At 62.8% G+C, this 20,548-nt stretch carries 18 protein-coding genes; 16 read left to right on the top strand and 2 right to left on the bottom strand.

All coding sequences use genetic code 11. From position 1 onward, the window contains the following. Positions 1 to 92: 92 nt before the first annotated feature. The 15 genes from cymR (at position 93) to THECO_RS12085 (ending at position 16,058) form a co-directional block, all read left to right on the top strand. On the top strand, positions 93 to 512 hold the full coding sequence (cymR, locus tag THECO_RS12155) for a cysteine metabolism transcriptional regulator CymR (RefSeq protein ID WP_041854423.1): 420 nt from the start codon (positions 93 to 95) through the stop codon (positions 510 to 512). 46 nt (positions 513 to 558) lie between these two features. Beyond that, positions 559 to 1,710, top strand: coding sequence for a cysteine desulfurase family protein (locus THECO_RS12150; protein ID WP_015255341.1), 1,152 nt, complete (start codon positions 559 to 561; stop codon positions 1,708 to 1,710). 16 nt (positions 1,711 to 1,726) lie between these two features. Further along, the gene (locus tag THECO_RS12145) at positions 1,727 to 2,260 is read left to right on the top strand and encodes a PRC-barrel domain-containing protein (protein ID WP_015255340.1); all 534 of its coding nucleotides are present in this window, start codon (positions 1,727 to 1,729) and stop codon (positions 2,258 to 2,260) included. Between the two features lie 17 nt (positions 2,261 to 2,277). Next, a complete protein-coding gene (locus THECO_RS12140; protein WP_015255339.1) occupies positions 2,278 to 2,478 on the top strand; it encodes a hypothetical protein in 201 nt (66 codons plus the stop codon). Between the two features lie 227 nt (positions 2,479 to 2,705). Then, positions 2,706 to 3,776, top strand: a complete 1,071-nt coding sequence (locus THECO_RS12135; protein ID WP_015255338.1) for an AI-2E family transporter — start codon at positions 2,706 to 2,708, stop codon at positions 3,774 to 3,776. A 350-nt stretch (positions 3,777 to 4,126) separates the two neighbouring features. Beyond that, entirely contained in the window at positions 4,127 to 6,757 is a 2,631-nt protein-coding gene (gene alaS / locus THECO_RS12130) for an alanine--tRNA ligase (protein WP_015255337.1), read from the top strand. Between the two features lie 43 nt (positions 6,758 to 6,800). Continuing rightward, positions 6,801 to 7,064, top strand: coding sequence for an IreB family regulatory phosphoprotein (locus THECO_RS12125; RefSeq protein WP_015255336.1), 264 nt, complete (start codon positions 6,801 to 6,803; stop codon positions 7,062 to 7,064). Between the two features lie 57 nt (positions 7,065 to 7,121). Beyond that, on the top strand, positions 7,122 to 7,538 hold the full coding sequence (gene ruvX / locus THECO_RS12120) for a Holliday junction resolvase RuvX (protein WP_015255335.1): 417 nt from the start codon (positions 7,122 to 7,124) through the stop codon (positions 7,536 to 7,538). Between the two features lie 7 nt (positions 7,539 to 7,545). Next, positions 7,546 to 7,851 (top strand): DUF1292 domain-containing protein, encoded by a 306-nt coding sequence (locus tag THECO_RS12115; protein WP_015255334.1) that lies wholly within the window; start codon positions 7,546 to 7,548, stop codon positions 7,849 to 7,851. Continuing rightward, the gene (locus THECO_RS12110; protein ID WP_015255333.1) at positions 7,848 to 8,162 is read left to right on the top strand and encodes a DUF1292 domain-containing protein; all 315 of its coding nucleotides are present in this window, start codon (positions 7,848 to 7,850) and stop codon (positions 8,160 to 8,162) included. Before THECO_RS12115 ends, THECO_RS12110 begins: the two co-directional genes overlap by 4 nt. Positions 8,163 to 8,226: 64 nt before the next feature. Continuing rightward, positions 8,227 to 9,363: an endolytic transglycosylase MltG gene (mltG, locus tag THECO_RS12105; RefSeq protein WP_015255332.1), complete on the top strand. Its 1,137-nt coding sequence runs from the start codon at positions 8,227 to 8,229 to the stop codon at positions 9,361 to 9,363. Then, positions 9,360 to 10,352, top strand: coding sequence for a peptidase U32 family protein (locus tag THECO_RS12100; protein ID WP_015255331.1), 993 nt, complete (start codon positions 9,360 to 9,362; stop codon positions 10,350 to 10,352). Before mltG ends, THECO_RS12100 begins: the two co-directional genes overlap by 4 nt. Before the next feature lie 24 nt (positions 10,353 to 10,376). Continuing rightward, complete coding sequence (locus THECO_RS12095; RefSeq protein WP_015255330.1) at positions 10,377 to 11,633, top strand: peptidase U32 family protein; 1,257 nt, start codon at positions 10,377 to 10,379, stop codon at positions 11,631 to 11,633. Between the two features lie 295 nt (positions 11,634 to 11,928). Next, the gene (locus THECO_RS12090; protein WP_015255329.1) at positions 11,929 to 14,118 is read left to right on the top strand and encodes a methyl-accepting chemotaxis protein; all 2,190 of its coding nucleotides are present in this window, start codon (positions 11,929 to 11,931) and stop codon (positions 14,116 to 14,118) included. A gap of 125 nt (positions 14,119 to 14,243) precedes the next feature. Then, positions 14,244 to 16,058, top strand: a complete 1,815-nt coding sequence (locus tag THECO_RS12085; protein ID WP_015255328.1) for a peptidoglycan D,D-transpeptidase FtsI family protein — start codon at positions 14,244 to 14,246, stop codon at positions 16,056 to 16,058. A 24-nt stretch (positions 16,059 to 16,082) separates the two neighbouring features. On the opposite strand, the gene THECO_RS12080 is transcribed toward THECO_RS12085, so the two are convergent. After that, complete coding sequence (locus THECO_RS12080; RefSeq protein ID WP_015255327.1) at positions 16,083 to 17,207, bottom strand: AI-2E family transporter; 1,125 nt, start codon at positions 17,205 to 17,207, stop codon at positions 16,083 to 16,085. A 173-nt stretch (positions 17,208 to 17,380) separates the two neighbouring features. Between THECO_RS12080 and THECO_RS12075 the strand changes: the two genes are divergently transcribed. Next, positions 17,381 to 18,796, top strand: a complete 1,416-nt coding sequence (locus THECO_RS12075) for a polysaccharide deacetylase family protein (RefSeq protein ID WP_015255326.1) — start codon at positions 17,381 to 17,383, stop codon at positions 18,794 to 18,796. 75 nt (positions 18,797 to 18,871) lie between these two features. Here the strand turns inward: THECO_RS12075 and ilvD are convergent, their stop codons facing one another. Continuing rightward, a complete protein-coding gene (ilvD, locus tag THECO_RS12070) occupies positions 18,872 to 20,542 on the bottom strand; it encodes a dihydroxy-acid dehydratase (protein ID WP_041853894.1) in 1,671 nt (556 codons plus the stop codon). Positions 20,543 to 20,548: the final 6 nt, after the last annotated feature.

Genomic DNA, 20,548 nt, shown 5'->3' with positions numbered 1-20,548 from the left:
CACAATCCGACCGAATTGTGTTACCATATGGTGATGATAGGAATACCGCGAATTGATTTTGGGACAGAATGGTAAAGCGGGGTGCCGAAACAGTGAAAATTTCGACGAAAGGCCGCTACGGACTGACGATCATGATGGAACTTGCAGCAAAATACGGCGACGGGCCTCAGTCTTTGAAGAGCATTGCCGAACGTAACGGCTTGTCCGAACATTATCTTGAGCAACTCGTCGCGCCGCTGCGCAACGCCGGTCTCGTCAAGAGCATTCGCGGCGCATACGGCGGTTATGTGTTGTCGAAGGAACCGGAGCAGATCACGTCCGGAGACGTCATCCGCATTCTGGAAGGGCCGATCTCGCCCGTCGACTTCACGGAAGAAGACGATCCGGCGAAGCGGGATCTGTGGCTCCGCATCCGAGATGCGATCGCGAACGTGCTGGACTCCACGACGCTGGCCGACCTCATCGCGTATCAGGGCGAACGCGAACAGGACAGCTACATGTTCTACATTTGATTCGCTCAGGGCGCATCAACCGGAGCAGGAAACGGAGCTTGACGGAATGAAAGGCATCTATCTGGACCACGCCGCATCCGCGCCGCTGCTGCCCGAGGTGGCCGAAGCGATGCTGGACGTCATGCGCGGCGGACCGGGAAATCCCTCGAGTCTGCACGCGTTCGGGCGCGCCGCGCGGGCGCGGCTGACCGATGCGCGGGACCGCATCGCCGCGCGGCTGAACTGCAAGCCATCCGAAATCGTCTTTACTTCAGGGGGGACCGAGAGCGACAACGCCGCCGTCATCGGCGCTTCGCGCGCGCTCGGACGCCGAGGGAAGACGCATATCGTCGTATCAGCGATCGAGCACCACGCCGTCCTCCATGCGGCGGATGCGCTCGAGCGCGAAGGATTCGCCGTGACGCGCGTTCTGCCGGATTCGACCGGCTATATCGATCCGGCGGCGGTGGAAGAGGCGCTCCGGCCGGAGACGGGGCTTGTCAGCGTCATGTGGGCGAACAACGAAGTCGGCACGATCCAGCCGATCCATCAGATCGGCGGGCGCCTCAAGGAACGCGGCATCGTCTTCCACGTCGACGCCGTGCAGGCGCTCGGCGTGTTGCCGATCGACCTCAAGGAGACGCCGGCCCATCTCGTCAGCTTCTCGGCGCACAAGCTGGGAGGCCCGCAGGGAATCGGCGCCCTCTACATCGCCGCCGGTACGCCGTTCGAATCGCTGATCCACGGCGGTTCCCAGGAGCGAAAGCGCCGGGCCGGCACCGAGAACGTGGCCGCCGCCTGGGGATTCGCGCGCGCGGTCGAGCTGGCGGTCGAACGGATGGATCAGAAAGTCCGGCGCCTGGCGGCGCTCCGGGACCGGCTCGAAGCGCTCCTGATCGGCAAGCTCGGCCCCGCGGGCGCCATCGTGAACGGCCGCATCGGCAGCCGGCTGCCGCATGTGACGAACATCAGCTTCATCGGCGCGGATACGGAGACGCTGCTCATGGCGCTCGACCTCGAAGGCATCGCCGCGGCCAGCGGCTCCGCCTGCTCTTCCGGATCGCTCGAGCGGTCGCATGTGCTGAAAGCGATGGGGTTGCCGGAAGAGCGCCTGAAATCGGCCGTGCGATTCAGCTTCGGCCCTTCGAACACGATGGAAGAAATCGAGACAGCCGCAGAAAAAATTGCAACCATAGCAGATCGCCTGCGTAATAAATGAAAGGGGCGCGATCCCCGTGCTAAGCGCGCAGTGTTTGATCGGTCTGCCGGTCTTCGACGAGAAGACCGGCCATCGGGCGGGCAAGGTGCTCGATCTGTGGTTTGACGAGCACTGGTCACTCCGAGGATTTCTTCTGAAAGCCAGACGGTGGTGGTTCAAAAGGTATTACGACGCCGCGCTCTGGGAGAGCGTCACGGCCTGCGGCAGCGACGCGATTCTCATCTCGGACAAAGGCGCCGTCAAACGGCTGGAAGCGGCCGAAATCGGCCGAACGTTCCATACCGGGCAGATCCGGCTGAAAGATCTTCCGGTCATCACCGATGAAGGCAGGCAGCTCGGACGCGTATCGGATGTTTATTTTCAAGGATTTCAGGGTACACCAATTACAGGCTTTGAATTGACGGACGGCTTTGTCTCGGATCTGATCGAAGGGCGCAAGCGGCTCAAGACTCCCGCGGACCCCGAACGGATGAAACTCGGGGAGAACGCGATACTCGTCCCCGCCCGATGCGAACATGACCTGGAGGCCTTCGTCACGGAATCGGGATAGCAGGGAGCAATGCAAGTATGAGATGTCCAAATTGCAATTCCAAAGACATCGGCAAGATCGGTTCGCACCAGTACTACTGCTGGGGATGCTTCATCGAACTGACGGTCAACGGCGACAAAATGTCGGTATTCCAGGTGGAAGAAGACGGCACGCTCAGTTCGCTCGATGACCTGTTCTTCGATGAACCGACGGTCGAGCAGCAGATGCACGCCAATTGAAGTGCCGGCTTCACAAGCCGGCGGCAGGACGAGGCGGTCCGCGCAAGATGCGGGCCGCCTTGCTGTTTTTGGCGATGGAATTTCGGGATTCTTCTTCTCTCCTTCCCGCTCCGACCCCTTCCGGAAGAGCCGCGCGCGGACAAGGAGGATGAATGTCCCACCCGCTACATATAATGTACTGTGTCTTGCGGTGGGCCCGTCCCCGCGGCGGGAAGGAGGTGGCCGGAATGAATCCATGGGCGGCCAGCCGGCTGTTCAGAGGGCTCGTCTACACGATCCTCATATTGGCCGTTCTGCTGTTGCTCCAGCAGCTCAAGCCCGTGCTGCTTCAGGTTTACGGATTTTTGAAGGCGGTTCTTGCGCCGTTCATCATCGCGATGATCATCTCTTACGTGCTCAATCCGGTCGTCACGCTGCTCGCCGAGCGGCGGGTGCCGCGTTCGGTCGCGGTGCTGCTCATCTACGCGGTGTTCGCCGCGGCGGTGACGGTCATCCTGCTCAACGCGATTCCGATGATCGCCGAGCAGGTCGAGCAGCTGAACCGGCACGCGCCGGAGCTGACGATGCGGGCCCAGAACCTGATGGACCAGCTGAACAATCATTCGTTCCTGCCGGAGAGCGTGCGCAACGCGATCAACAAGTCGCTGATCGATCTCGAGAAGCGGCTGGCCGAAGCGGCGCTGTCGTTCATGAACAACATCGGGTCGATGCTGAACGCCGTCTTCATCGCGTTCATCATCCCGTTCCTCGCGTTTTACATTCTGAAAGATCTCGACGCTTTCGAGCGCGCGATCATCAACTACGTGCCGCGCTCCAGGCGGCAGGGCGTCATCCGGCTGTTCAAGGACATCGACGAGGCGCTCGGCAACTACATCCGCGGCCAGTTCATCGTCTGCGCCATCGTCGGCCTGCTGGCCTATACCGGCTACTGGCTGATCGGGCTGCCGTATCCGCTGCTGCTCGCCACATTCGTCGCGGTCACGAACGTGATTCCGTATCTCGGCCCGTTCATCGGGGCGGCGCCCGCGCTGCTGGTCGCCTCGACCGTATCGCTGAAAATGATGCTCTTCACCGTGCTTGTCAACACGCTCTGCCAGATCATCGAGGGCAACGTCATTTCACCGCAGGTCGTCGGGCGTTCGCTGCACATGCATCCGCTCACGATTATCTTCGCGCTGCTCGCCGGCGGCGAGATCGCGGGGCTCATCGGCATGATTCTGGCCGTGCCGGCATTCGCCGCGGCGAAGGTCGTCCTGCAGCATCTGTTCGCCTATTACATCCGCAGGAAAACGATTTGACACAACGCGCGCGGCAATACTATAATACGTTGGGAATATGCCTATATCGGACAAAACCAGGATGAAACAGGAGTAAGCCGTGACCGGCCGGACAGAGAGGGAGCCCCGCGCGAAAGTCGCAAGGCGCGGCTGGAAGGGCCCCGGGCATCAGGGCGGCCGAAGCTCGTTTCGGAGTGCGGAGGGAAAATCCGCCGGCAGGACCCGTTATCGTCCGGCGAGGCGACCGGTGTGCCCGCGGGAAGGGAGCCGGTAACCAGGGTGGTACCGCGAATCATGAATTCGTCCCTGCTTGATGCAAGGACGTTTTTTATTATCTTGAGAAACCGAAAGACGGAGGCGTAACGACAGTCATGAAAGCCAGTGAAATCCGTTCGAAATGGCTTGCGTTCTTCGCAAGCAAAGGCCACGCGATCGAGCCGAGCGCGTCGCTCGTGCCGCACAACGATCCTTCCCTGCTCTGGATCAACGCGGGGATGGCGCCGCTCAAGCCTTACTTCGACGGCCGCGTGAAGCCGGCCAACCCGCGCATCGCGAACGCGCAGAAATGCATCCGCACGAACGACATCGAGAACGTCGGCAAGACGCGGCGGCACCACACCTTTTTCGAAATGCTGGGCAACTTCTCGATCGGCGACTACTTCAAGGAAGAAGCGATCACCTGGGCGTGGGAATTCCTGACAAGCCCCGAGTGGATCGGCTTCGAACCGGACAGGCTGTCGGTGACCGTCCACCCGGAGGACACGGAAGCGTTCGAGCTGTGGAACAAGAAGATCGGCATTCCGGCGGAACGCATCTACAAGACGGAGGACAACTTCTGGGACATCGGCGAAGGGCCGTGCGGACCGTGTACGGAAATTTTCTACGACCGCGGGGAAAAATACGGCGACCTGTCCGATCCCGAGTGCTATCCGGGCGGGGAGAACGAGCGGTTCCTCGAAGTGTGGAACCTCGTGTTCTCGCAGTACAACCACAATCCGGACGGAAGCTACACGCCGCTGCCGAACAAGAACATCGACACCGGCGCGGGGCTTGAGCGGTTCGCGTCGATCCTGCAGGATGTCGACTCCAACTTCGACACCGACCTGTTCCGGCCGATCATCGACCGGACGTGCGAAATCGCTGGCGTCCGCTACCAGGAGCGGGAGGAAACGGACGTCGCGCTCAAGGTGATCGCCGACCATATCCGGACGGTCGTGTTCTCCGTCGGCGACGGCGTCCTGCCGTCCAACGAAGGACGGGGCTACGTTATCCGCCGGCTGCTCCGGCGCGCCGTCCGCTACGGACGGAAGCTCGGCGTCGAGCGGCCGTTCCTGTATGAGCTGACAGCGGTCGTCGGCGACATCATGGGGTCGCACTACCCCGAAGTCGTCGAGAAGCGGGCGTTCATCGAGCGCGTCATCCGGACCGAGGAAGAGCGGTTCCACGAGACGCTCGAGGGCGGCCTCGCGAAGCTGGCCGAAGTCGCCGAAGCGGCGCGCGGACAAGGCGGCGTCATTTCGGGCGAGGATGCGTTCAAGCTGTATGACACGTTCGGTTTCCCGCTCGATCTGACGGAAGACTATGCGGCGGAGAACGGCCTCTCCGTCGACCGCGAAGGATTCGAAGCCGCGATGGAACGGCAGCGGGAGCGGGCGCGTGCGGCGCGCCAGGAGACCGGCGGCATGCAGGTGCAGGGCGGACCGCTCGACGATTACGCCGAGCCGAGCGAATTCGTCGGTTATGACGCGGTCGCCGTGGAGGCGAAGGTGGCCGCGATCGTCGCAGACGGGCAAATGGTCGACCTGGCGGGCGAAGGCACCGAATGCCTCGTCATCCTCGACCGTACGCCGTTCTACGCGGAAAGCGGCGGCCAGGTGAGCGACCGGGGCGAAATTACGGGCAAACAGGTCCGCGCTGTGGTGCAGGACGTATCGAAGGCGCCGCGCGGCCAGCACGTTCACCACGTGAAGGTGCAAAGCGGCGTGCTGCGCGTCGGCGATGTCATCGAAGCGGCTGTCGCGAAGGCCGATCGCGAAGCGATCACGAAGAACCATACGGCGACGCACCTCCTGCACAAGGCGCTGAAGGAAGTGCTGGGCGGGCATGCGAACCAGGCCGGCTCGCTCGTCGAGGCGGATCGGCTGCGGTTCGACTTCACCCATTTCAGCGCGGTCACCCAGGAGGAACTGGACGACATCGAGCGCCGCGTCAACGAACAGATCTGGCTCGGCACGGACGTCGAAATTTCGTATCACGCGCTGGCCGAAGCGAAGGCGATGGGCGCGATGGCGCTGTTCGGCGAGAAATACGGCGAGATCGTGCGCGTCGTCAAGATCGGCGACTACAGCATCGAACTGTGCGGCGGCATCCACGTGCAGAATACGGCCCAGATCGGCCTGTTCAAGATCGTCTCGGAGAGCGGCATCGGCTCCGGCGTCCGCCGGATCGAAGCGGTGACGGGCCGGAAGGCGTACGAGTACATGGATCATCAGATCGCCGTGCTGCGCCAGTCGGCCGGGCTGCTTAAGGTCAGCGTCCAGGACGTGCCGAAGCGGATCGAGGGTCTGCAGGCGCAGATCAAGGACTTGTCGCGCGAGATCGAATCGCTGCAGGCGAAGCTCGGCCGGATCGAGGCAGGCTCGCTCGCGGGCGAGGCGCGCGAAGTGGGCGGCGTGAAGCTGATCGCGGCCCGGGTGAGCGCCGGCGGCATGGACGCGCTGCGCGGCATCGCCGACGAACTGAAGGCGAAGCTCGGCTCCGGCATCATCGTGCTGGGCGCGGAGCAGGACGGCAAGGTGAACTTCGTCATCGCCGTCTCGCCGGATCTGGCCGGCCAAGGTTTCCACGCCGGCAAGCTGATCAAGGAAGTGGCGGCGGTCTGCGGCGGCGGAGGCGGCGGCCGTCCGGATATGGCGCAGGCCGGCGGCAAGGATCCGTCGAAGCTTGACGAAGCGCTGAAGCGTGCGGAGGAACTGGTTCTGGCCCAAGCAAATGTGATATGATGGAAATATGAATCTGGTCTCACCCGAAAGGGAGGTGCCGGCGATGAGTTCATCCATGGACAAGACGATGAAATTCAACGTCAAGGCGGAAGAGGTCGAGACGAGTGCCGAAGACATTCTGCTGGCGGTGTACGACGCGCTGGTCGAGAAGGAGTACAACCCGATCAACCAGATCGTCGGATACCTGCTTTCCGGCGATCCGGCATACATCCCCCGGCACAAGAACGCAAGAAGCCTGATCCGCAAGAAGGAACGGGACGAATTGATCGAAGAGCTTGTCCGGTACTATCTGAGCCGGCGCAGGTAAGGACCATGGGAACGAACTGAGCCTCATCCTGCGGCGGATAAAGGAGTCAGCGGCGCATTGCGGATTATGGGATTGGACCTCGGCGACCGGAGAATCGGCGTCGCCGTGAGCGATGAGCTGGGATGGACGGCGCAGGGTGTCGGCGTCGTGGAAAGACATCGGGACGGCCGGGAACTGGAAGAAATCGAACGGCTCGTCCGCGAACGGGAGGTCAGCGAGATCGTCGTCGGCCTGCCGCGCAACATGGATGGATCGATCGGGCCGCGTGGCGAAATCTGCATCGCATTTGCAGATATGCTGCGCGGAAAACTACAGTTGCCCGTTCACCTCTGGGATGAAAGGCTGACGACGGCAGCGGCCGAACGGACGCTGCTTGAAGCGGACGTCAGCCGCAGAAAACGCAGGCAGGTTGTGGACAAATTGGCGGCAACGCTGATTTTGCAGCATTATCTCGATTCCAAAGCGGGCAGGTGAGAAAACGATGACCGATGACGGAAAGCTGACCGAAGAGCCGGAAATCATCTATATCCCGGATGAAGAAGGCAACGAGGAAGAGTTCGAAGTCATCATGAAGTTCGAACTCGACGATTCCGACAAGAAGTACATGATGCTTATGCCGGTTGACGCGCCGGAGGGCGAGGAAGAGGAAGTGTACGCCTTCCGGTACGAGGAAGACGGCGACGATCTGAAGCTGTACACGATCGAAGACGAGGAAGAGTGGAACATGGTGGAAGAGACGTTCAATACGCTGCTGGCCGAGCTGGAAGAAGGCAAGACGGAAGCATGATGCGGATTGAACGGCTGAACCGGCTCAAGGAGACCTACGGCAGGGAGATTGAACTGATCGACGGCGAAGGCGGGACGGAGACGTTCGAGCTGCTCGCCGAGTACAGGGTCGGGGACGCGGTGTATGCCGCGCTGCAGACGCCCGACATGCGCCGGAATGACGAGATCGCCTTCTTCCGTGTCGAAACGCGGGATGACGGCTCGTTCGAGCTGGCGGACATCGAAGATGAAGACGAGTGGGAGACAGCCGCGGAAGGATACGACGAGCTGATATTCGAGGAAAGCGCAGGAGACCGCGGTTCGCTCGAATAGGGACGCCGAGGGACGGGGAAGCTCGTCCCTCTGTGCTGTTGAACAGGAGGAACGGGGTAGAGACATGTCGGATCACATCCAAGCTGAACCGACCGGCACGGACGGCCGCGTCCGGATGCCGATACCGAAATGGCGGATTACGATGTGGGTCATCCTGTCGCTGCTGTTGCTCATGGCGGCAGGGATCGGCGGCGTCGCTCTCTACATTTGGAACGGTCTGAAGCCGACCGCCGCGGGAGAGCCGGTGCGGATTGAAATTCCGAGCGGCACGTCCGCTTTCCGGACGGCCGAACTGCTGGAGGACTACGGCATTATCCGCAGCGCATTTCTGTTCAAGTATTATCTGCACTTCAAGGATCAGGGGGATCATTTTCAGGCCGGTCTGTACGAGATGACGCCGGGCATGACGAACGACGAGATCATCGCGATGCTGAACGAAGGGCGCACCTTGAAGCCCGAGACGTTCCGCTTCACGATTCCGGAAGGCTATACGATCGAGAAAATAGCGGACAAGCTGGCGGCCGAGGGACTGATCGACAAGTCCGCCTTCCTCGCGCTGGCCGATTCGGCCGAGGCGCGGGGCTGGTCGTCCGCGGCCGCGTCCGTGCCGGATGACGAGAAGATGCTCCATCCGCTGGAGGGCTATCTGTTCCCCGAAACCTACGAGATGGAGGCGGGCAGCACCGAAGCCGACATTCTGAAGCGGATGATGATCGAGCTCGACCGGAAGCTGGCCCAACTGCCCGAAGACTGGCAGGACGTCCTGGACGAGCGGAACATGACGCTGCACGAGCTGCTGACCATCGCGTCGCTGATCGAACGCGAAGTCGCCGTCGCGGAGGAACAGCCGATCGTCGCCAGCGTCATCTACAACCGGCTGAAGGAAGGCATGCCGCTGCAGATCGACGCCACCGTGCAATACGCGCTCGGCGAGACGAAGGAACGGATTCTGGAAGAAGATCTCGAGGTGGACAGCCCGTACAACACGTACAAGATTCCCGCACTTCCGCCGGGACCGATCGCGAGCCCGAGCCTGTCGGCGATCCGCGCGGCGCTCGAGCCGGAAGAGACGGATTACCTTTATTACGTGACGAAAAAGGACGGCTCGCGGACGCATCTGTTCGCCAGAACGTTCAAGGAGCATCAGGAGAACATCCGCAAAAGCAATGCAGTCGCGGCTCAAGGAGGCGGCGGCGGATGACGGCGGGACGGAAGCCGGAATTGCTGGCGACGGCGTCATCCCCGGCTGAGCTGGAGCGGCTGGCGAATGCCGGAGCGGACGCCCTGCTCGTCGGCGGACCGCCGTTCGCCGCCCGCGCCGCCGGTCCGTTCGACCTCGCGATGATCCGCGACGCGGCGCGGCTGCTCCATCCGCAAGGCAAACGGCTGTACGTGCTCGTGAACAATCTGCTGGACAACGCGGCGCTCGAGGCGCTGCCGGAATACATCCGCGGGCTGGCGGAAGCGGGGGCGGATGCCGTCGAATGCGGCGATCCCGCCGTGCTGATGACGGTCCGCGAAGAGGCGCCGCGGATCGCCGTTCACTGGAATGCCGAGATGACGGCGACGAACGCCCGCGCGGCGGAATTCTGGGGCAGGCGCGGCGCTTCCCGCGCCGTGCTCGCCCGGGAGCTGAACGGGGAAGAGATTCTGGCGTTCAAGGCGAAGACGTCGCTCGAAGTGCAGGTTCAGGTGCACGGCATGACGAACATCTACCACTCGAAGCGGCGGCTCGTGGAGAGCTATCTGGAGCACAGTGCGAATACAGGCCGCGCGTTCGAGCTGCGCGGACGGGACGGATCGGATGCAGAGCGGACCGCTGGCCGTCCGGGGGCAGCCGACGCGGCGCAGGGACTCTATCTGATCGAGACGGAGCGTCCGGACAGCCGGCTGCCGATCTTCGAGGACGAGGCCGGAACGCATATCATGAGTCCGGACGACATCTGCCTGCTCGAGGTCGTCCACGAGCTGCTCGAGGGCGGTATCGACGCGCTCAAGATCGAAGGGCTGCTGAAGACGCCCGAATACAACGAGGCGGCCGTCCGGGCGTACCGCACCGCAATCGACGAATGGCTGCGCGATCCCGCGGGATACGAGTTTCGTGAGGAGTGGCTCGAGCCGATTCGGCGACTGCAGGATCCCCGCCGCGAGCTGACGTTCGGGTTTTACTACAAGGAACAGGTTTACTAGAACAGGAGCAAGGAGGCGGCGCTGATGGCCGCGATGACGATGCCGGCTGCCAGGGGCAGAAGGGTCCGGCTTGAGCGTCCGGAATTGCTGGCGCCGGCCGGAAGTCTGGAGAAGCTGAAGTTCGCCGTCCACTACGGCGCGGATGCGGTCTATATCGGCGGACAGAAATACGGGTTGCGCTCGAACGCCGACAACTTCACGCTCGAAGAGATGAAGGAGGGCGCCCGGTTCGCGCGGGGTTATGGCGCCAAAGTGTTCTGCGCGGTCAACATCTACGCGCACGACGAGGATCTGGACGGGTTGGAGGAATACTTAAGCGGGCTCGAGGAAGCGGGCATCGCCGCGATCATCGCTGCCGATCCGGTCGTCATCGAGACCGCGCAGCGCGTTGCGCCCGGCCTCGAGGTGCATCTCAGCACGCAGCAGTCGGTGCTGAACTGGCGCACCGTCCAGTTCTGGAAGGATGAAGGGCTGCCGCGCGTCGTGCTGGCCCGGGAGACGAGCCTGGAGCAAATTCTGGAGATCAAGCGGCGCGTCGACATCGAGCTGGAAGTGTTCGTCCACGGCGCGATGTGCTCGTCGTTCAGCGGGCGCTGCGTGCTGTCGAACCATTTTACCGACCGGGATTCGAACCGCGGCGGCTGCTGCCAGTCCTGCCGCTGGCAGTACGACCTGTACTTCGGCGAAGACGAGCCGGTATTGGCCGGGGAAGGCGACCGGTTCACGATGGGCTCCAAGGATCTGTGCATGATCGGGCATTTGCCGAAGCTCATCGAGGCCGGCATCGACAGCTTCAAGATCGAAGGGCGGATGAAAAGCCTGCATTACGCGGCGACGGTCACGGGTGTCTACCGCCAGGCCATCGACGCCTATTTCGCCGATCCCGCCGGCTACCGGCTGAAGCCGGAGTGGCTTGAGGAGATCTACAAGGCGGCGAACCGGCCGCTGACCACCGGATTTTTCTTCGGCGAGCCCGACGCGGACGACCATATCTACGGGCCGGAGCCGAAGGGCGCGCCGTATGACTTTGCGGGGGTCGTCCTGGACTACGACGAACGGACCGGCATCGCGCTCGTCGAGCAGCGGAGCCCGTTCCGTCCGGGGCAGGAAGTCGAATTTTTCGGTCCGGGCGGCAGGCTGTTCCGCCAGACGCTCGGCGAACTGGAAGACGAGTCCGGCGCACGGATCGACGTTGCCCGCCATCCGCTGCAGCGCGTGCGGATTCGCACGGAGCAGCCGGTCCGGGCGATGGATCTGATGCGGAAGCGGATCGGCGCATGAGCGGGAGGAACCATAAGGAAGACGATCATCCGGGCGGATAAGCCCGGATTTTTTTTGCAAGCCGGGCCTAACGAAGCATGCCGTCCTTTCCGATAATAAAAATATATGCGTAAGTACATACGATGCCGGAAGCATGACCGGCGGCAATCGTGTCTTTCACGGCAAATGCAAGGCAACCGGCAGAGGGGAGGCGGCAAGACCAATCCGTTGGTGCTCCGAAGCATGACGTTGAACACTTTAAAACAGCGTAATGAAAGCGATACGCAACATTCGTGCGATTTGGGTGGTGGACATCATGAAATGGACATGGAAACCGAAAGAACGAAAAAGTCAGGGCGACGCACCCGATTCATCGGCAAAAAACCGGAATGCGGCCGATCTCACCAAGGTAACCGAGGCTGTATCGAAAATCGGCGCCGGCCTGAACAAGGTGAGGCTGACCCGTTCCGTTGGCGTGAAGCTGTTCGCCATCATTTTTGTCAGCATTCTGGTCTGCGTCTACGCCGTCGGGCTCTATTCATACGAGACGGCGAAGGACATCATCAAGAACAAGGTGATGGACGCCTCGAAGACGGCGATCTCCCAGACGGCGGGCAAGCTGAATCTGCAGCTGTCCAGCATCGAGAACCTGGTCATGTCCGTCGTGCTTGACCAGACGCTTCAGTTGAATTCCCGGGAGCTGGCCTATGCGGCGAACCTGACCGACTTCGAGCGTTACCAGAAAGTGCAGGGAATCGAGACGAGCTTCAACAACTTCCTGTTCGGCAACAGCAAATATATCACGGGCGGCGCGCTGCTTCCGCTGAAGAACGAGCTGTCTGCCATCCTGAGCGCGACGAGCCGTCTCGACGTCCAGAAGGCGCTTGAATCCGACTGGTACAAGCGGGCACTCGAACTGGACGGCACGACGTACTGGATTCCGACGATGAAGAACGGTCTGAACGGCAACGGCAACAAAATGACGTTCGGACTCGCCAAGGTGATTCGCTCTACGGCGACCAATGAACCGATCTACCTGCTGGTGCTGGAATATGACTATCAGGTGGTCATGGAGCAATTCGCCGGCGTCTCGCTCGGCGACGGCAGCCAGGTTCGCATCGTCGATGCGGACGGGACGATTCTGTTCGGTCCGGATGAAGAAGTCGGCCAGAAACTGGACATTGAACTCGGCCAGGCCTTGCAGGCGGAAGCCGTCACCGCCGAGCTGAACGGCGATACGGTGCTTGCGCCCTATCAGACGCTCATCACCGGCTGGACGCTGGTCGGCACCTTGCCGGTCGGTGAGCTGGTCAAGGATGCCGGCAAGATCCGCAACGTCATGTACGGCATGCTGGGAATCGCGGCCCTTCTCGCCGCGGGCATCGGCCTGCTCGTCATCTGGATGATCGCGATGCCGCTGGCGAAATTGCGCAACCTGATGAACGAAGGGGAGAAAGGCAATCTGACCGTCCGTTCGAACATCAGGAAGCGCGACGAAATCGGTCAGCTCGCGCTCAGCTTCAACCAGATGATGGAGCAGATCACGGCGCTGGTCAACCGGACGAACGAGTCGGCGGCGCAAGTGCTGCGGACGGCGGAAAATCTGTCGGAAGCTTCGCGCAAGACGGCGCTTTCCGCCAAGGAAATCGCCGTCGCCACCGAGGAAATCGCGAACGGCGCCACGAGCCTCGCGGTCGAGGCGGAGCGCGGCAGCGAACTGACGGAGCAGATGGGCGCGAAGATGCAGGAGGTCAACGAAGCGCGCGACCAGATGGCCTCGTCGGCCGTCGAGGTCGAGCGGGCGAGCGAACAGGGCACGCGCTATATGGCTTCGCTCATCGAGAAGACCGGCATGACCGAGGAAATGACGCGCAACATGGTCGAGAAGGTCGACAGGCTGAAAGAAAGCACGCGGTCGATCCGGCAAATTCTCGATGTGCTCAACAATATCACGAAGCAGACAAACATTCTGTCGCTCAACGCGACGATCGAAGCGGCGCGGGCCGGCGCCGCGGGCAAAGGTTTCATGGTCGTCGCGGACGAGATCCGCAAGCTGGCGGATCAATCCCGCGAGTCGATCGATGTCGTCGCCTCGATCACGGAGTCGATCCAGAGCGAGATCGAAGCCACGGTCGGCGTGCTGGGAGAGGCCTATCCGATCTTCCAGGAGCAGATCGAATCGGTCAAGGAAGCGAATCAGATCTTCCTGTCCGTCCAGGCGCAGATGAACGCCTTCACGGCGCATCTGGAGACGGTGAACGATTCGGTCGCTCAGCTCGGCCAGACGCAGAGCGTGCTCTCCGAAGCGATGAGCAACGTCAGCGCGGTGGCGCAGCAATCGTCGGCGACGAGCGAGGAAGTGGCATCGCTCAGCAACGAGCAGCTGAACATCAGCGAGAATCTGGTCGTGCTGTCGAACGAGCTGGAGAAGGTGTCCAATCATCTGAAGGAGACGCTCTCCCATTTCCGGACGGACGACTGGAAGAATCAGAACGGCAAAGCCTAAGATGCGTCAAGGCCGGTTCCGCGGCATGTCCCGCGGGACCGGCTTTTTTCATGCAACGGACGCCCTGGCGGGGCATAGGGAGCGCACCCGAAGGCTACACTGGCGAATGGAAGGAGGCGGGGGATGTGAAGGAAGATCGGACCGAACGCAGGATTCGCCGGATCGGTCGGCTGGGCGTCGCCGCGACGATCGCGGCAGCGGTCTGCCTCGGCCGGCTGGCGTGGCTGCAGGTGCTGCCCGGGGTGCTGCCCGCCGCCGCGGACGTAACCGAACGGGCCGTGGTGAGCCGGTTCGACCGACTGGTCGCCGATACGGGACGCGGGCGCATCGTCGACCGGGCCGGCGTGTCGCTGGTCGGGCTGCCGTACCCCGCCCTGGCCGCGTTTCCGGTGAACGGACCGCGGGGAGAGGAAGGGCAATACGCGCAGCTGGCGAAAGCGGTTGGCATGCCGCCGGACGAACTGCGGAGCTGGCTGGAGAGTCTGACCGAGCCGGAGTTCCTCATGGACCGGGAAGGCCGCGCGCCGCTTCCGCTTCACGGGCAGTCGGCAAGAACGGCGGAGGAAGCGGGGCTCGCCGGCGTCTATGTGCTGCCCTATACGCCGCGGGATTCGTCCGTCCTGGGAGCGCAGCATGTCGTCGGCTACGTCAGCCAGAATCCCGGACGGCTTGCCGAGCTTTACGCGGAGGAAGCGGCGAGGGGCGAAATGCCGCTGGATGCGAAGATCGGCGGCATGGGGCTCGAGCGTTCGCTGGAGAAGCTGCTGCGCGGTTCGGGACCGGTCATCGCCCAGCGCAGACGGAACGCGGGCGGCGATTCGCTGCCGGGGGCGCTGCGGATCGCGCAAAGCCGGAGCGGCTATTATCCGCTGACCGTCCGGACGACGCTGGACGGCCGGCTGCAGCGCGAACTGTCCGCGCTGGCGGACCGGGCGGGCCTCAAGGAAGGGGCGATCGTCGTGCTGGATGCGGCGACCGGCGACATCGCGGCGATGGTCTCCCGGCCGGCTTACGATCCGCTGCGGATCGCGCCCGGCCTCGCCGGCACGGAAAACCACGCGCTCCGCGCCGCCGCGCCGGGCTCGATCTTCAAGCTCGTCACGCTGGCGGCGGCGCTTGACGCCGGCGTCGTTCATCCCAAGGAGCGCTTCCGCTGCGACGGCGAATACGGGCGCTACGGGCTCTCCTGCTGGAAGGAAGGCGGTCACGGCGTGCTGACGCTGGAAGAGGCGTTCGCCCAGTCGTGCAATGTCGCCTTCGCACAGATCGCCGAACGACTCACGCCGGAGCAGCTGGCGGCGGCGGCCGACCGGCTCGGCTTCGGCCGGCCGCTTGTCCGCCCGATCCGCTGGCCGGGGGCCGGCGGCGAGGTCCGGCCGCTTCCCGAGGAAGAGAGCGGCCGCGTGTTCGCCGGCCGGCCGGACGCGCGGGACGGCGGTCTGATCGTCCAGACCGCCATCGGCCAGCGCGACGCGGCCGCCACGCCGCTGCAGGCGGCCGCAGCCGTCGTCGCCCTGCTGCAAGGCGGCCGGGTGCCCGCGCCCCGCATCGTGGCGGACATCCGCTACGCTTCCGGAGGCCGGATGGCCGCGTTCGGAACCGCCGAATCGCCGTCGCGTTTCGGGCGCGTCTCGCCGAGCACGGCCGCCTTCCTGCTTCACGGCATGGAGGCGGTCGTCCGGGAGGGGACGGGGCGCGCCCTGCGGGATGCGGCGTGGCCGCTCGCGGGCAAGAGCGGAACGGCCCAGGCGATGAAGGATGGCCGGCCGGTCAATCATCAATGGTTCGCGGGCTTCGGGCCGGTCGGCCGGCCGCGGTACGCCGCCGCCGTCGTGGCGCTGAACCGCCCGGAAGGCAGCGAGCACCAGGCGGTTCTGCTGTTCCGGCAAGTGATGGATATCCTCGCGGCGCATGAAGAAAGCTCCGCTTCCGTACGCTAACGGAGGCGGAGCTTTTTTGCCGGGTCAGGTTGCGTTGGGCGAGCCTGCGGGCGGATCCGCGGGCGGGTTGTCGTAATCGAGCGGCGGCCGGATCCAGCGGCGCAGATAGCCCTGCGCGTGCAGCTGCTTGATCAGGATGACGAGCACCGGCGACAGGATGACGCCGGCCACGCCGAAGAGCGACAGCGAGACCAGCATGCAGACGAGCATCGTGTAGGCGGATACACCGAGCGTTCCGCCCGTGATCTTCGGCTCGAGAATCTGGCGCGTCAGCAGGACGACGCCGAGGATGACGGTCAGCCAGATCGCAAGCTGCGTCTGCCCGACGATGAACAGGTAGATGATCCACGGCGCGAACACGGTCGTGACGCCGAGCAGCGGGAGGATGTCCGCGATGGCCGACAGCGCCGCGATCGTGAAGGCGTTGTTCACGCCGAGCAGCATCAGGGCGGTCAGAATGACCACGAAGGTGATCGAGACGAGGATGAGCTGCGATTTCAGATACCCGACGATGCCGGCCAGCACGTTGTCTTTCAGGAAGTAGAACGCCGTCTTGAACGTGTTGGGCGTTTTTTCGCGGGCCAGCTTCTTCCACGTGTCGATCTCGATGCTCAGAAAATACGCGAGAATGATGCCGATACCGAAATTGAACACGAAGGTGCTGAGGGATGAAAGAATGTTGACGAATCCGACCAGAATCTGCGTTGCGACCCGCTGCCCCCAGCCCGTAATCGAATTGATGACGCTCTGCGTCTGCTGCACGACGCCTTCCGGGAGCAGGTCGATCCGGCTTTGGAGCCAGGCGATCCAGTACGTCGCTTCCTCGGTGAAGATCGTCTGGTAATCGGGCAGCCGGTCGACGAATTCCATGATTTCGTAAGTCAGCAGAACGCCTGCCCCGATGAACGCCCCGAGGATGACCAGCGTGAAGAACAGGACGCTGATGGCGGAAGCGATCGCTTTCTTGATGCCGATCCGGTTCAGCCGTTTCGCCAGCGGCTCGATGCAGGCGAAGATCAGGAAGGACATGAAGACGGGAGCGGCGATCTTGTACAGAAAACTGAAGACGTACATGATGAGCCATACGGTAAGCGCGATGAGCGCGATATCGAATGCCGTCCGCCAGTAGCGTTTGTAGAACGTGATCATATCGACTCCCCTTCGAGATGTTGGTGGCGCAAAAAAAGGGACAACCTGATTTTACTATAGTTTTGGAGAAGCCGCCTATTTTTTTAACGATTATGATACAATAAACAAGATGAATACGACGCCGGAAGCGAAACCGGTGCGGCGTTCACTTGGGATGGTGGGGAAACGTTCGCATGGAGAATGTGCTGCTGTGGGGATTCTACTTCCTGACGTTCTATGCTTTTCTGCCAGGATTCATCAGCCGGACGTTCGGATTCCGCGTATTCAAGCGTGGACGAGCCCGCGAAGAGATCGCGCTTACATTCGATGACGGGCCGGACCCGGTGTACACGCCACGCCTGCTGGATTTGCTGCGCAAATACGGGGCGAAGGCAACGTTCTTCGTCGTCGGCGTCCACGCCGAGCGGCACCCCGAGCTGCTCAGGCGGATGGCGGAGGAAGGACATGACATCGGCATTCATAATTATTTACACAAGACGAACTGGCTCATGCGCCCCGGCACGGTGAAGAAACAGATCGCCCGCACGAGCGGGATCATCGAACAGGCGACGGGTGTGAAGCCGGTTTACTACCGTCCGCCGTGGGGCATTGTCAATCTGTTCGATTTCGCCAATCTCGGCTATTTGCAGATCATTCTGTGGTCGGCGATGTTCGGCGACTGGCGGAAGCGCGTCGGCGTCGAACGGCTGACGGCGCGGATGATGAAGAAGCTGCGCCCGGGCGAAGTGCTGCTTCTGCACGACTGCGGCAATACGTTCGGAGCGGACGAAGACGCGCCGGAACAGATGCTGCAGGCGCTGGAAGTGTATTTGCAACGGGGCAGCGAGCGGGGCTATCGATTTGTGACGATCGGGGAGTTGATCGCCGTGACGGACAAGAATCGCGCGCGCGAGAAGGCCGGGCGGCAGCCGGGCTGGTTCAAGCGGACGGTGACGGCATGCTGGATGGCATGGGAGCGCTGCTTCAACGTGCTGTTCCGGATTGTCGATGTCGGCGACGGCTCGCTGCTTCATTACCGCATCCGGCCGTATCGCGGCGGCGAGCTCGTGCTGGACGACGGCGCCGTCATCCGGCCGAACGACAAGATCGTCGAACTGCATTTCGACAATGCGAAGCTCAGGCAATTGCTGGAGAATTCGCGTTCACTCATGAAAGTCGCGATTTTCCTGATCCGCGAGACGGAGAAGGCGCTGCCGGCGCTGGCGCGGCATCTGGAGAGCAAAGCGGATCTCAGCGATGTCAAGGGGCTGTACGGCATCAGCATGATTCACCGCGGTCCGGAGGCGTTCGGGTTCAGCGTGCTGGATATGCCCCGGGGGTCGTTCCGGTTCTTGACGACCCGGTATCTCCGGCTGCTGATCCGGGTGCTTCATCCGAGCGGAGGGGAGCTGCTCAGAGACAAGAATGTGCAGTTCTACCCGCGCATCATGGCGATGTCCATGGCCGAGTTCCTGAGACGGTACGGCAGCGCGTCCGGCCGTCCGCAGCCGGATGCGTCCGGCGCGCTCGAGCCGGCCGCGGCGGGGGCATTGCCGGCCGACGGGCCGGCGGCGGCCATCCTGACGGGCGGCAAGACGCTGCAGCAGTAATCGCGGCATAAAAGAAGGGGCTGTTCCGGATCCCGCGCCTTAAGGGATCTGACGGAACAGCCCGTCTTTTTGTATTCAGATCTTGAGCACGGCGCCCATGCTGGCGTTCGTGACGAGATGCGAGTACCGCGCGAGGTAGCCGCCCGAAATCTTCGGCGTGAAGCCGGGCCATTCCGCGCGCCGCTTCTCCATCTCTTCGTCGCTGATCAGCACGTTCATCGTGCGGTTGTTCAGATCGAGCTCGATGATGTCGCCGTCGCGGACGAACGCGATCGGGCCGCCCTCCGCCGCTTCCGGCGAGACGTGGCCGATGCTGATGCCGCGGGACGCGCCGGAGAATCGGCCGTCGGTCACGAGGCCGACCTTGGCGCCGAGGCCCATGCCGACGATCTGTGACGTGGGCGCCAGCATCTCCGGCATGCCGGGACCGCCCTTCGGCCCTTCGTAGCGGATGATGACGACATGGCCTTCCTTCACCTTGCCGGACGCGATGCCCGCGAGCGCCTCATCCTGCGAATCGAAGCAGATGGCCGGGCCTTTGTGGTAGCCGCCGACCGAAGGGTCGACCGCGCCGACTTTGATGACCGCGCCTTCCGGCGCCAGGTTGCCGAACAGAATCGCGAGGCCGCCGCGCTCGCTGTGGGGATTGTCCAGCGGACGGATGACGTCCTTGTTCTTGATCTCGCAGCCTTCGACGTTCTCGCGGAGCGTCTTGCCGGTGACCGTAATGCATTCTCCGTGGATCGCGCCGGGCTTCTTGAGCAGCTCGTTCAGGATGGCCGATACGCCGCCGGCTTCATGCACGTCTTCGATGTGGTAATCCGATGCGGGCGCGATCTTGGCGAGATGCGGCACGCGCTCCGCCACTTCGTTGATGCGCGAGATCGGGTAATCGATGCCCGCTTCGCGCGCGATCGCGAGCGTGTGCAGCACGGTGTTCGTCGAGCCGCCCATCGCCATGTCGAGGGCGAACGCATTGTCGATCGCTTCCTTGGTGACAATGTCGCGAGGCTTGATGTCGCGCTTGATCAGCTCCATCAGCTGGCGCGCCGATTGCTTCACGAACTCTCGGCGTTCCGGCGAGATGGCCAGGATCGTGCCGTTGCCGGGCAGCGCGAGGCCGAGCGCTTCGGCGAGGCAGTTCATCGAGTTCGCGGTGAACATGCCGGAGCAGGAGCCGCACGACGGGCAGCCGTACATTTCGAGTTCCCGCAGGCCCTTCTCGTCGATCTTGCCGGATTGGTAGGCGCCGACGCCTTCGAACACGCTCGACAGCGAGATCGACCGGCCGTCGGACGTCTTGCCGGCCTTCATCGGACCGCCGCTGACGAAGATCGTCGGGATGTTGATGCGCAGCGCCGCCATCATCATGCCCGGCGTAATCTTGTCGCAGTTCGGAATGCACACCATGCCGTCGAACCAGTGGGCGTTCACGACCGTCTCGACCGAGTCGGCGATGAGCTCCCGGCTGGCGAGAGAGTAGCGCATGCCGATATGGCCCATCGCGATGCCGTCGTCGACGCCGATCGTGTTGAACTCGAACGGGACGCCGCCGGCTTCGCGGATCGCTTCCTTGACCAGCTTGCCGAATTCCTGCAGATGGACGTGGCCCGGAATGATGTCGATGTAAGAGTTGCAGACCGCGATGAACGGTTTGTCGAAGTCTTCTTCCTTGACTCCCGCGGCGCGCAGCAAGCTGCGGTGCGGGGCGCGGTCGAAGCCGCGCTTGATCATGTCGGATCTCATTTTGCC

The organism is Thermobacillus composti KWC4 (genome assembly GCF_000227705.2).
In the GTDB taxonomy this organism is placed as follows: domain Bacteria; phylum Bacillota; class Bacilli; order Paenibacillales; family Paenibacillaceae; genus Thermobacillus; species Thermobacillus xylanilyticus.
This window is presented reverse-complemented; position numbering and strand designations above follow the sequence as displayed.

What these genes read in the sequence shown, in the direction of transcription:
- THECO_RS12135 (WP_015255338.1), top strand. Translation starts at nt 2,706, where the DNA reads ATGAATCCATGGGCGGCCAGCCGGCTGTTCAGAGGGCTCGTCTACACG.
- THECO_RS12140 (WP_015255339.1), top strand. Translation starts at nt 2,278, where the DNA reads ATGAGATGTCCAAATTGCAATTCCAAAGACATCGGCAAGATCGGTTCG.
- THECO_RS12095 (WP_015255330.1), top strand. Translation starts at nt 10,377, where the DNA reads ATGGCCGCGATGACGATGCCGGCTGCCAGGGGCAGAAGGGTCCGGCTT.
- alaS (WP_015255337.1), top strand. Translation starts at nt 4,127, where the DNA reads ATGAAAGCCAGTGAAATCCGTTCGAAATGGCTTGCGTTCTTCGCAAGC.
- THECO_RS12125 (WP_015255336.1), top strand. Translation starts at nt 6,801, where the DNA reads ATGAGTTCATCCATGGACAAGACGATGAAATTCAACGTCAAGGCGGAA.
- ilvD (WP_041853894.1), bottom strand. Translation starts at nt 20,542, where the DNA reads ATGAGATCCGACATGATCAAGCGCGGCTTCGACCGCGCCCCGCACCGC.
- THECO_RS12075 (WP_015255326.1), top strand. Translation starts at nt 17,381, where the DNA reads ATGGAGAATGTGCTGCTGTGGGGATTCTACTTCCTGACGTTCTATGCT.
- mltG (WP_015255332.1), top strand. Translation starts at nt 8,227, where the DNA reads ATGTCGGATCACATCCAAGCTGAACCGACCGGCACGGACGGCCGCGTC.
- THECO_RS12150 (WP_015255341.1), top strand. Translation starts at nt 559, where the DNA reads ATGAAAGGCATCTATCTGGACCACGCCGCATCCGCGCCGCTGCTGCCC.
- THECO_RS12080 (WP_015255327.1), bottom strand. Translation starts at nt 17,207, where the DNA reads ATGATCACGTTCTACAAACGCTACTGGCGGACGGCATTCGATATCGCG.
- THECO_RS12090 (WP_015255329.1), top strand. Translation starts at nt 11,929, where the DNA reads ATGAAATGGACATGGAAACCGAAAGAACGAAAAAGTCAGGGCGACGCA.
- THECO_RS12115 (WP_015255334.1), top strand. Translation starts at nt 7,546, where the DNA reads ATGACCGATGACGGAAAGCTGACCGAAGAGCCGGAAATCATCTATATC.
- THECO_RS12110 (WP_015255333.1), top strand. Translation starts at nt 7,848, where the DNA reads ATGATGCGGATTGAACGGCTGAACCGGCTCAAGGAGACCTACGGCAGG.
- THECO_RS12100 (WP_015255331.1), top strand. Translation starts at nt 9,360, where the DNA reads ATGACGGCGGGACGGAAGCCGGAATTGCTGGCGACGGCGTCATCCCCG.